General features: G+C 67.4%; 10 protein-coding genes. 3 read left to right on the top strand and 7 right to left on the bottom strand.

Going from position 1 to position 11,846, the window contains the following annotated elements:
- Nucleotides 1–12 precede the first annotated feature (12 nt).
- The 6 genes from tssF to CFB45_RS19120 all read right to left on the bottom strand — a co-directional run bounded on the left by tssF (nt 13) and on the right by CFB45_RS19120 (nt 7,772).
- Nucleotides 13–1,893 carry a type VI secretion system baseplate subunit TssF gene (gene tssF / locus CFB45_RS19145; protein WP_089426896.1) on the bottom strand — a complete coding sequence of 627 codons (1,881 nt, stop codon included), beginning with the start codon at nt 1,891–1,893 and terminating at the stop codon, nt 13–15.
- Between the two features lie 287 nt (nt 1,894–2,180).
- On the bottom strand, nt 2,181–2,690 hold the full coding sequence (locus CFB45_RS19140) for an OmpA family protein (RefSeq protein WP_089429045.1): 510 nt from the start codon (nt 2,688–2,690) through the stop codon (nt 2,181–2,183).
- Between the two features lie 85 nt (nt 2,691–2,775).
- A complete protein-coding gene (locus tag CFB45_RS19135) occupies nt 2,776–4,044 on the bottom strand; it encodes a diguanylate cyclase domain-containing protein (protein WP_089426895.1) in 1,269 nt (422 codons plus the stop codon).
- The gene (locus tag CFB45_RS19130; RefSeq protein ID WP_089426894.1) at nt 4,041–4,748 is read right to left on the bottom strand and encodes a YfiR family protein; all 708 of its coding nucleotides are present in this window, start codon (nt 4,746–4,748) and stop codon (nt 4,041–4,043) included. Before CFB45_RS19130 ends, CFB45_RS19135 begins: the two co-directional genes overlap by 4 nt.
- 281 nt (nt 4,749–5,029) lie before the next feature.
- The gene (locus CFB45_RS19125; protein WP_089426893.1) at nt 5,030–7,276 is read right to left on the bottom strand and encodes a xanthine dehydrogenase family protein molybdopterin-binding subunit; all 2,247 of its coding nucleotides are present in this window, start codon (nt 7,274–7,276) and stop codon (nt 5,030–5,032) included.
- Between the two features lies 1 nt (nt 7,277).
- Entirely contained in the window at nt 7,278–7,772 is a 495-nt protein-coding gene (locus tag CFB45_RS19120; RefSeq protein ID WP_089426892.1) for a (2Fe-2S)-binding protein, read from the bottom strand.
- Nucleotides 7,773–7,900: 128 nt separating this feature from the next.
- On the opposite strand from CFB45_RS19120, the gene CFB45_RS19115 reads away from it, so the two are divergent.
- Nucleotides 7,901–8,794, top strand: a complete 894-nt coding sequence (locus CFB45_RS19115) for a LysR substrate-binding domain-containing protein (protein ID WP_089426891.1) — start codon at nt 7,901–7,903, stop codon at nt 8,792–8,794.
- A gap of 9 nt (nt 8,795–8,803) precedes the next feature.
- Here CFB45_RS19115 and CFB45_RS19110 read toward each other — a convergent pair whose 3' ends face one another.
- Complete coding sequence (locus tag CFB45_RS19110) at nt 8,804–9,694, bottom strand: LysR substrate-binding domain-containing protein (RefSeq protein ID WP_089426890.1); 891 nt, start codon at nt 9,692–9,694, stop codon at nt 8,804–8,806.
- A gap of 243 nt (nt 9,695–9,937) precedes the next feature.
- Here CFB45_RS19110 and CFB45_RS19105 point away from each other — a divergent pair, with 243 nt between their 5' ends.
- Nucleotides 9,938–10,840, top strand: coding sequence for an amidohydrolase family protein (locus tag CFB45_RS19105; protein ID WP_011354246.1), 903 nt, complete (start codon nt 9,938–9,940; stop codon nt 10,838–10,840).
- Nucleotides 10,841–10,876: 36 nt separating this feature from the next.
- The gene (locus CFB45_RS19100) at nt 10,877–11,782 is read left to right on the top strand and encodes an amidohydrolase family protein (RefSeq protein ID WP_089426889.1); all 906 of its coding nucleotides are present in this window, start codon (nt 10,877–10,879) and stop codon (nt 11,780–11,782) included.
- Nucleotides 11,783–11,846: the final 64 nt, after the last annotated feature.

Raw genomic sequence — 11,846 nt, 5'->3', positions numbered from 1 at the left:
AAAATCGAAAAACTAGACCAGCGGCTGGGTGCCCGGACGCGGGGCGCCGCGCCGAAGCGGCGCGCCGGTAGCGGCCGAAAACAGCACGACCTGCACGAAACTGGTGACCGGCACGTAGGGCGCGAAAAAGCGGTCCATCACCTGCGCGAAGCCGCTCAGGCTGAACGCGGCGAACCGCTGCTCGTCCACGACCAGCCGCACTTCCAGCCCGTGCACGAAAGCCGACGCCGGCTTGCCGGGCAGCCAGCACCGCACGCGCGCGGTCGACAACGACACGAGCGCATCGAAGCGCCGGCCGGTGTCGACGGCGTCTTCCGCCCAGCGTCCACACAGCCGCCTGAGCTGGGTCAGGCCGCCCTTGTCCAGCCGGATCGCCTGCGGCACGAGGAGCGACAGCAGGTCCCACAACTCCCCGTAGCGGAAAGCGGGCGGCCGGCTCGACGTCGGCCGGTTCAGCAGCATGACCGTGCCCGCCGGATCGCCCGCGGGCAATGCCAGTTCGCGCTCCTGCATCCCGGACAGATCGCCCTGCGTACACGACAGCCGGATCTCCAGCTTGCGATGGCCGGGATCGGCGGGGCGCCCATCCTGGTCGACCAGTTCCAGTTCGACACCGCGGAGCGACCCCGCAACGTCGGCCGGAGCCGGCGGCGGGGCCACCTCCGTCTTCTTGGTCCGGGGATCGACAGGCTCCCTCGGTGCCCGCCTTGCCTCGTCGCGCAACATCGTCCAGAACAACCCGGCACGCCTGTCCGTGCCATGCCGCAGCGACCGGAACGGCGCAAGCGTCGACGTGCCCGAGTCGGAAACTTGACGCACGGTATCGATCGACCAGATCGCCGTGCGCGGCGCGCCCGCCTGCGCGAGCGCCGTCACCGCGTAATGGGCGCAACCGGCACGCGTCTCGATCGGCTGCGCGTCGTCGGGAAACAGGTTGACGACCGGCGTGCAAAACAACCGGACGTGGCCGGCCGTGGCGGCAGCCAGGCGCTGTGCGCGGTGCGAATCGGGATGCACGCCCGCGATCGCGAGGTGGAGCGCGACGCGATGGCTGCCACCGGCGATTCGCTTGATCGCCCGCATGTCCAGGTCGACAAAGTCGAAGCGCTCCGGCACCGCGCAATACGCCATCAGCAAGTGGAACGGCCAGAGCGCGTCGTCCGGCTGCACGTCGAGCAGCGCATCGGCGGGCTCGAAGCCGACGGCCGTGAATGCCGCGTCCGGCAGGCGCTTCCAGCGCGTTGAATCGCCTGCTTCGGCGAAGCTTCGGCCGGCAAGGAGCAACACGGCATCGGTGAGCGCCGCGACGATTTCTCGCGCACCGGTGAAGTGCAGGCGCACGGTGTCCGGCACGATGGCGAACGTCGCCTTCGGCGTAGTCAGCTCGAACGTGAAGGTCAGCAGACCGGTCGTTTCAGGCGGCAACGCGACGTCGCGCGGCGCGATCGACGATGTCGTGTAACGCACCGACGACACCGTCAGCGGCACGATCGCGATGTCGTCCGCGACGCGGAATACTTCCTTGCCGACGGGCGCGATCAGCCGATCGCCGCGCGGCACGACGCGTGGCGCAGTGAGTTCGCTGCTGCGGTCGCCATGAAATTGCGCAATGGCGCACGATGGAAACGGGCGCAGGAAAGCGCCGTGCAGCGTGTCGAGAAAGCCGTGCGTAAACGCAGGCACGTCATCTTCGAGACGCATGTCGTGACACGCCGCCATCAGCGCGAACGACTGCAACAGGCGTTCGACGTGCGGATCGTCCGAATGCTCGCCGGTGATCGCCAGCCGAGCGGCTATCTTCGGAAAACGTTGAGCAAACACCTGCACCGACCGGCGCAGCAGCGTCATCTCGCGTTCGAAGTGCGGCAGCAGATCCTTGGGTTCGATGGCCATACTCGTTCCGTCCGTCGCTGCATGCGCGTCCGGCGATGCAGCGTTCATGAAAGCGGCACGATCTTATTCGGGCAATCCGGCTTTTGATTTCCAATGAATCGAGCGGCCACCCGTTGGCGACGACGAATTCGGTCGATGAGCGTTCTGTATTCCGCGAACATCAAGGCTCGTCGCCTGCACACGACCGCTCGGACATGTTCGGGCCAATGATGGCAAACCGTTACAACGGGCGGTATGCCGTGCGCGTCGGCACGGCATACCGACACGCCACGCGCCGCCTCATCGGCTCACCGCGGCGACACCACGATCGCCGCCCGCCGGTTCTGCGCCCTGCCTCCCGGCGTCTTGTTGTCCCCGACCGGATCGCTCTTCCCTTTCCCGACGACCGCGATGCGCTTCGCATCGAGCCCCACGTCGACCAGTTCAAGGGCGACGACCTCCGCCCGCCGCCTGGACAATTCGACGTCATACTTGTCCACGCCTTCCTGGTCCGAATATCCATAAACCCGTACCCCGTTGATCCCCGCCGAGTGGAGCGTGCGACCGATCCGTTCGACGATCCGCCGCACATCGGGCTTGAGGTTGTAGCGATCGAAATCGAACAGGATCGGCCCGGTCGAGCCGAACTCGAAACCCTGCTGGGTTTCCTGGAAACCGGCCGACTTGAGCGCGGTGACCTGCGTCTGCGTCAATCCACGATGAAGCGGCGGCGTCTTGCAGCCTCCCAGCAGCATGCACAAAAGCAGCGCGCTGCCGACGCACATGCGCCCAATGCCCACCGGAAACGTGTTGTTCATCATTGACCCCTTCGATTGCACGCGCATCGCGAGCGCTCTTCCAACCCACTGCCGCGGCCTCGCCCGCAGCGTGAAACGATGGACCTCAAGCCGCCCCCGCGACCCCTTCGGCCAGTTGCCACGAGCCTGGCCGGGCGCGCTTGGCGCGGTACATCGCGGCATCCGCCGCCCGCAGCAAGCCGCTCGCGTCCGACGCGTGATCGGGATACAGCGCAACGCCGGCACTCATCATGGTGGCCACCACGCGGCCGTCGGACAGCTCGATCGACGGCGCCATACCGGACAAGATCTCGTCAGCAATACGACATACGCTACCCGCGTCGCGCACGGCCGGCAGCATGACCGCGAATTCGTCTCCGCCCAGGCGCGCGACCAGGTCGGTCTCGCGCACCTGCGTGCGCAGCCGTGACGCGATGCCGATCAGCACCGCGTCGCCGGCGTCGTGGCCGAGGCAGTCGTTGATTTCCTTGAAGCGGTCGCAATCGAGATACAGGATCGCGACCCGCTGCCCCGTCACCCCGGCTTCGCCGAGGGCGAGTGCGAGACGCGACTCGAACTGCACGCGGTTGGGCAGCCCCGTGAGCGCATCGTGCGTCGCCTTGTGTTCGAGCGACGCGTTCTCGTCGCGCAGCGTGTTCTGCCACTCTTCGAATTCGTCGAGCAATGCATTGAAGTCGTCGCCGAGCTGGTTGAGTTCGGCAATCGATGCGGGCTCGACGCGCTGCGCGAACGCACGTTCGCGCCGCACCGCGTGGGCGACGCCCGCCAGCGCGCGCAACGGCGAAACGATGCTGCGCAGCAGGCGTTGCGAGCTGATATACGCACCGATCACGCTGACGGCCAGGCAACCGAGAATGCCGCCCACGCCGCCAAGCAGGAATCCGAAGAACTGATGCCCACGGCCGCGCACGACGACGTGGCCGACGACGATGCCGTCGTGCACCACCGGCGCGGTCACGGGCCCCGGCAACGCGAGGTCGGCGACGACGCGCTCGAGCCGCGCGATCCCGCTGCCGGCAGGCAACTGCCACGTCGCGAACGGCTGGCCCTTGCTATCCGTGACCACGACCTGCGCGACATCCTCATCGCCGGCGATCAGCCCGATCGCCTCGGCCGCCGCGATGCGGTCGCCGAACACGAGCGCGGCCTCCACCGTATACCCGAGCGAGCGGGCCATCAGGTTCAGGTTGTTGCCGGCATACGCACGCAATGCAATCACGGCCACCACGATCAACGACACGGCGGCCATCGTGACGGCGACGAATGCGAGGCGCAGGTGCGCGCGACGCAGCACGCTTTGCAGCGTCGGGCGCGACACGCGCGACAGGGGGACCGGAGGGGCGCGCCGTGTCATGGTGCCCCCGGCCGTCGCGCAAGATTGAGCACGTTCGGATGCACGCGCACGCCACTGCGTGCGACCGCGTCGAGATTGATGTCGAACGACACGCGCTCGCCATCGACGTTGAGACAGAACATGCCGCCCGCGGTGCAGGATGGATCGTGTTCCGAAATTGTCAGCACCGGATGGCCGGCCACCGCCGCCCCCACGCGCGCGCGCTCCTCTGCGCCCAGGTTGCCGAGATAGACGATGTCGCAGGCGATGCCGAGCGCGGGATCGTCGAAGCGCACACGCTGCACGTCGAGCAGCGTCGAGCCGGCCTGCAGCGTATCGGTCAGGCCGCGCGCATAGTCGGTCCGGCCCGTGACGCACAGATGCAGGCGCACGGGTGTCGTCGGCCAACGGGTGAAACTGATGATGCCCAGCACGACCTGACGCACGGCCGTGTCGGATGTCGCCCCGCCCGGACCGGCGGGATCCGCGGGGCTTGCGGGCGCAACGATGCGCACCGTGTCGGCGGGATCGAGCGCCTCGGCGGAAGCCCCGGCAAGCACGGCCTGTGCAGCCCCCAGAACGCAAACGATTGCGACCAGCGCCTGGCGCAGCGGAGCGGTTCGACCCGGGCAGCCGGGCACCGTTCGCGCGGCGATTGCCGCCGCGTCCGCTGGCGTCGCTGCAGTCGCGAGACTGGCAGCCGACGCGCACACTTTCGCATCCATGATGGCAACATCCGCTGGCGTCGCTCCGGCGCTGCCTCCCGCCTCCCTCCATGCACGTGCAGGCACCGAATTACGCGCATGATGGCTTCATCTTAGGTAAAAATTCGCATCACCAACCAGTGGGAAACACCCGCGAGCAGCGCGAGAACTTGTGCGGAATCGGCGCTTGCGCGCGACGATGCGGGCGAACGCATGCGCCGATGTCGACCCGGCTGCGACGTCGACGCATTGATCAGCGGAATAGCGGCCGATGCGAGTCAAACTTCATACGTTCGGTCACGCTACGCCACCGCCGACAAATCGAAAGGCGTCTCCCGCAACCGCTTCCCCGTCAGCCGGAATACCGCGTTCGCAATCGCCGGCGTCACCGCCGGGCTCGACAGCTCACCGACACCGCCCGGCTTCGCCGGATCGCCCTGCACGATGTGAATGTCGGTATCGGGCATGTCGCTCATCCGCATCACGCGATACGTATCGAAGTTCGACTGCTGCACGCGGCCGTGCCGGAAGTCGATGCGATCGGACGTCGCGTGGCCGAGCCCCCACATCAGGCCGCCGTACAGTTGCTCGTCGACGCCGGCCGGCGACACCGCGATCCCGCAATCGGCGACACACGTCAGCTTCTCCACGCGCACCGCGCCGTCCTTGCGCACGACCCGCGCGACCACCGCGACATAGCTGTCGTACGCCTGGTTCGTCGCGATGCCGAGTGCGACACCGTCCGGCAGCGGCTGGCCCCACCCCGCTCGTTGCGCCGCTTCACGCAGCACGGCCGCATGGCGCGGCCGGTCGCGCATGTGCGCGAGCCGGAACTCGACCGGGTCGCGCTTCGCCGCGTGCGCGGCCTCGTCCATCACCGATTCGACCGCGAACACGTTCGGGATGTAGCTCACCGCGCGGAACCAGCCGGTCGGCACGCCCGTCTCCATCCTGATCCAGCCGATGTCGCGATGCGGCGCCGCATACGCGAACTCCCATTTCGTGATGGCCTCGGTCGTGCTGAAATCCATCCGGTCGGCGCGCTCGAGATAGCCGGGCTCCCACTGCTGCGGCGAGGCGGGCATCACGGCGCGCAGCCACAGCGACGCGAGATTGCCCTGCGCATCGAGCACCGCGTGCGCACGGTGGTAGCTTGCCGCGTGATAGAACAGCGCGCGCATCTCGTCCTCGCGGCTGTTCATCAGCTTCACGGGCTTGCCGGTCTTCATCGCGAGCCACGTCGCCTCGAACAGCCAGTACTTCGATTCGCGCGCGCCGAAGCTGCCGCCCGACACCAGCTCGTGCAGCGTCACCCGATGCGAAGGAATGCCGCCGATCACCTCCGCCGCTTCCATCGCGGTCGACGGCACCTGCAGCCCGCCCCAGTACTCGATGCCGCCGTTGCGTGCCCACACCGTGAGGTTGATCGGCTCCAGCGGATTCGCGGCCTTGTGCGGCATCGCATACGACGCCTCGATCGTGCGCGCGCCGGCCGCATGGGCCTTCGCCGGATCGCCGTCGGCGATCGTCGGCACGACGCGCGCGGCCGGATCGTCGAGCCACGCGGCCTGGCGCGCGGCGAGCGTGCTGCTGTCGAAGGTTTCGAACAGGCTGTCCTCCCATTCGATCGTCAGCGCGGCCTGCCCTTGATGCGCGGACCAGTAGTCGTCCGCGAGCACCGCGACGCCGGCCTGGTTGCCGCCGAGCACGTCGGGGCGCGGCGGAATCTGCAGCACGTCGCGCACGCCGGGAATCGCGAGCGCCGCCTTCGCATCGACGCTGCGCACGCGGCCGTCGATCACCGGCGCACGCGTGACGACCGCGACCAGCATCCCCGGCAGCGACACGTCGATGCTGTACGGAAACGAGCCGTCGGCCTTCTGCGCGGCGCCGCGCTTCTTGCGCAGCTTGCCGATGTAGCGGAACTGCGCGGGATCTTTCAGCGCGACCTGCTTCGGCGCCGGCAACTGCGAGGCCACCTGCGCGAGCGCGCCGTACGTCGCCCGGCGGCCGCTCGACGCCTGCAGCACGGCGCCGTCTGCCGTCGTACACGCAGAAGCGGGCACGCCCCATTGATGCGCCGCCGCTTCGACGAGCATCGCACGCGCGGTCGCGCCCGCTCGACGCAGCCGGTCGTACTCCATCGCGACACTCGTGCTGCCGCCGGTCGAGAACACTTTCCACAGCGGATGAAGGTAGTCGGCGAAGAACGGATCTTCCGGCGTGATCACGTCGACCCGGAACGGATCGACGTCGAGCTCCTCGGCCACCACTGCCGCGAGCGCGGTGCGCGTGCCGGTGCCCGAATCGTGCTTGTGCACGACGAGCTTGATCGTGTCGTCGGGCAGCACGCGCACCCACGCGTTCGGTTCGAATTCGCCGGCGGCCGGATGCGGATCGCCGCTCGCGTGCTTGCCGGCGGCCGCCGCGTCGGGCATCCGGAAGCCGATCGCGATGCCTGCGGCCAGCAGCGCCGAACCCTGCTTGAGAAAACGCCGGCGCGGCGTGCCATCGCCATGCGGTGCATCCGGTGCGTGATCGTCGCGCATGTCACGCCTCCTTCGCGGGTTCGGCCGCGGCCTTCAGCGACGGATCGCCGGACGCCGCACGCTTGATCGCGCGGTGAATACGTGCATACGTGCCGCAGCGGCAGATATTGCCCGACATCGCCTGCACGATGGCATCGTCGTCCACCGGCTGCCCGCCCTTCAGCAGCGCGGCCGCCTGCATCAGCTGCCCCGGCTGGCAATAGCCGCATTGCGGCACGTCCTCGGCGACCCACGCGAGTTGCAGCGGATGCCGCCCGTCCGGCGACAACCCCTCGATCGTCGTCACGTGCCGCCCGTGCGCGGCGACGGCCGGAATCAGGCACGCGCGCACGGCCTGCCCGTCGAGATGCACGGTGCACGCGCCGCACAGGCCCTTGCCGCAGCCGAACTTCGTGCCGGTGAGCTTGAGCCGGTCGCGCAGCACCCACAGCAACGGCATATCCCCCGGTACATTCTCGAGCGAATGGCGTGTATCGTTCACGACGATGTCGATCATGCGCGGTCTCCTGATTCGCATTCCTGGGTCGGCCCGCGCCCATCGCGCGGTTCCGGAGCATTATCGAAACGCGATGCGCGGGTGCGCCAGCGATCATTTCGTCGAATCCCTGTCAGTCGGACTAACAGATGCTCAAGCGATACCCTTCGATCCAGTCGATGCAGGCGTTTCTGCACGCCGCGCGGGTCGGCAGCTTTTCCAGCGCGGCACGCCAGCTGGCGCTCACGCACAGCGCGATCAGCCAGCAGATTCGCTCGCTCGAGGAATTCATCGGCCAGCCGCTGTTCGCCCGCGCCGGCGGCCGCGTGATGCTGACCGATGCCGGCACGCTGTTCGCGAACCAGTTGTCGGACGGGCTCGAGCAGATCGATCGCGCACTGTCGTCGGTGAAGGGGCGCACGACCGGGCCGTCACTCCGGCTCGACGTCGATCCGGAACTGATGCAGGGCTGGCTGCCCGCGCGGCTGCCGGCATTGATGCGCACGCTCGACGGCACGACGCTGACGGTGCTGTCAGCGCCGCGCCATGATCGCGATGCATTCGACCACATCGATGTCGCGCTGCGCTATGGCTACGGCGAATGGGAAGGCGTGGACAGCGCGCTGGTCTGCCCCGACCGGCTGACCGCGATGGCCGCGCCGGCGCTGCTCGAACGTTACGGGCTGACCGCGCCGCTCACGCCCGAACAGGTGTTGGAGCTGCCGCTGCTCGGCTATACGAAGCGGTCGTGGATTCCGTGGCTCGAAGCGGCGGGCCTCGAACCCGTCGAACCGGACACGATCGCCGTGTTCGACAACGCGGCGGGGCTCGTCGCAACGCTCGCGTCCGGGCTCGGCGCCGGGCTGGTGCGCGGGCTGCTCGCCGCGGATGCGCGCCGCGACGGCCGGCTCGTCGAACTCTGCACGATCGCGATTCCGACGCACTACAACCTGCACGCGATCTGGCCGCGCGAGCGCCATGCGCGCGTCAAGCCGCTGGTCGACGCGATCGGTACGCTGGTCGCGCAGTCGCTCGCATGTTGATGCGCGCCGCTACGCGCTGAACTCCGCCGCGACCTCGCGCACGGTGTCGAGGAACGCGCCGAGCACCGCGGACGTATCGTCCGCGCGGTAGCGCGCCTGCAGCGACACCTCGAGCGCCGGCGGCAGCAGCGGCACGAACGCGACGCCGCCCGTCGAGATCTGCCGCGACGACGCGGGCAGCAGCGCGACGCCCAGCCCTTCACGCACCAGCGACAGCAGCGTGTGCACCTCGACGACCTCGTGCGCGATCCGCGGCGTGAAGCGCGCATCGACACAGCTCTGCTGCAGGAAGCGCGCCAGTTGCGAATGCCGCAAGCCGAATGACACGAACTGCTCGCCGGCCAGCTCGCCGAGCGCGATCGCGTCGCGCGACGCGAGCGGATGGCCTGACGGCAGCACGGCCACGGCCGTTTCGCGCACCACGATCTCGCTGCGGATCGCCGGATCGTCCTGGAACAGCCGGAAGAAGCACACGTCGAGCCGCTTCTCCTTCAGCGCATCGATCTGCGCGGCCGGCGTCATCTCGTGCAGCGACCAGTGCACGTGCGGATGGCGTTCGGCGAACACGCGCAACGCACGCGGAATCGGCACGACCATCGCCGAGCTGATGATGCCGACCGCGAGCCGCCCCACTTCGCCGCGCCCCGCGCAACGCGTGAGATCGATCGCGCGATCGAACTGCGCGACGATCAGCGGCACCTGCTCCTTCAGTGTTTTCCCTGCCTCGGTCAATTCGACGCGATGCTGCGAGCGTACGAACAGCGCAGTGCCGAGCTGCTCCTCGAGCAGCCGGATCTGCTGGCTCAACGGCGGCTGCGAGATATGGAGCCGCGCGGCCGCGCGCCCGAAATGCAGTTCGTCGGCCAGCACCGCGAAGTAACGCAACACACGCATGTCCATATCGCAAACGTATCAAGAGCGTCAGTAAAAAATATTGTACAGAGCACATTCGGCTGGTGACACTCGGTCCCAAGCAGCAGTGCACGTCGCAGTGTGTCACTCGATGCCGGCGAGGGGAAGGCGCAAAAAAATAATGCGCCTTGCAAAGGGCCGCATGAATCCGACCGACAGGTCGCTTCATCGACGTGCCTGCCCGCGATACGGCAACCGGCCTTTCCGGTTCCTCTCAAGGAGATCGAGTAGATGATCATCGACACCAGCTGTTACCCGACGAATCTCGTCGACCTCGCATGGCGTCACGACGGCCCGCCGTTCACCGGCGAGCGCCTGATCGAGACGATGAACGGCCCGTTCCTCATCAACGGCAAGCCGCGCCGCGTCGACAAGGCGTTCATCCAGCCGCCGCAAGGCAACACCATCTATACGTATACCGACGGCGAGAAGTCGGGCACCGAATCGATCGATGCGTACATGGCGTATACGGTCGAGATGGTGCGCAAGCACCCCGACCGCTTCATCGGCTGCTTCGTCTACAACCCGCGCTGCGGGGTGGAGAACGGCGTGAACGCGATCGATCACTACGTGCGCAAGCTCGGCTTCAAGATGGTGCAGTTCCAGGCCAACATGCATGCGTACCGGCCCGACCGCGCACTCGACTGGCTGCGCCCCGCGCTGAAGAAATGCGCGGAACTCGGCGTGCTCGTGAAGCTGCACACCGGCGACGGCCCGTACAGCATCCCGACCGAGTGGGTGCCGATGATCAAGGAATTCCCGACGGTCAATTTCATCATGGCGCACTTCGGGGTGCAGACGGGCGGCGTCTACTGCTTCGAGCCGTTCCAGCTCGCGATGGACCTGCCGAACGTGTATTGCGAATCGGGCTGGTGCCTGCAGTCGCGGATCGTCGAATTCGCGAAGGTGCTGCCGAAGCACAAGATCCTGTTCGGCTCCGACACGCCGCCGAACGAACCGGGCATGTGGCTGCGGCTGCTCGAGGTGCTGTGCTTCGATCCGCCGCAAGGGATGAATCTCGACGAGGACACGCTCGAGGATTACCTCGGCAACAACACCGCGCGAATGATCGGCCTCGAACCGACGCCCGCGCCGCGCACCGTCGACGAAGCGAAAGCCCTGCTCGCCGCCTGACGCCCGCGCCCCTCTCTCCCGATTCCGGAGCATTGCATGATCATCGATACGCACCTGCACCCGACCAACCTCGTCGACGAGGCCTGGCGCCACACCGGCGAACCGTTCACCGGCGAACGCCTGCTGAAGATGATGGACGGCCCGTACATCATCAACGGCAAGCCGCGCCGCATCGACATGGGCTTCATCCAGCCGCCGCCGGGCAACACCGGCTATCGCGACGGCAACCGCCGCGGCCGTGAAGGCATTCGCGACTACATGGCGTATATCGCCGAGCTCACGCAGAAGTACCCCGACCGCTTCATCGGCAACTTCACGTACAACCCGCGCTGGGGCCCGGAGAACGGCGCGGCGGAGCTCGAATTCCACATCAGGGAGTACGGCTTCAAGATGGTGAAGCTGCACGCGAACATGCACGGCTACCGGCCCGATCGCGCGCTCGACTGGCTGCGCCCCGCGATGAAGGTCTGCGCGAAGTACAACATCGTCGTGCTGATCCACACCGGTGACGGCCCGTACACGATCCCGACGCAGTTCTATCCGATCATCCGCGAGTTTCCGATGGTGAACTTCATCATCGGTCACTTCGGGATCCAGACGGGTGGCAACTACTCGTTCGAAGCGTTCTGGATGGCGATGGATACGCCGAACGTGTACTGCGAATCGGGCTGGTGCTACCAGTCGCGGATCGTCGAGTTCGCCCGCGAGCTGCCGCGCAACAAGATCGTGTTCGGCACCGATTCGCCGCCGAACGAACCCGGCATGTGGCTGCGCGAGCTGGAAATGCTGTGCGGGCCCGCGCCGCAGGGGATGGATCTCGACGAGGACGGCCTCGAGGACTACATGGGCAACAACATCGCCCGCCTCGTCGGCATCGAGCCGACCAGGCCGCCGAAGGATCTCGACGAAGCGCAGAAGCGCCTCACGTCGACCTACCTGTAACGCGCCGGCAGCCGGATCGCGTGCCGCATCGAACACGCGTGCGATCCGGCCTTTCCCCTTCCGC

This window comes from Burkholderia sp. HI2500, from assembly GCF_002223055.1.
In the GTDB taxonomy this organism is placed as follows: Bacteria; Pseudomonadota; Gammaproteobacteria; order Burkholderiales; family Burkholderiaceae; genus Burkholderia.
This window is presented reverse-complemented; position numbering and strand designations above follow the sequence as displayed.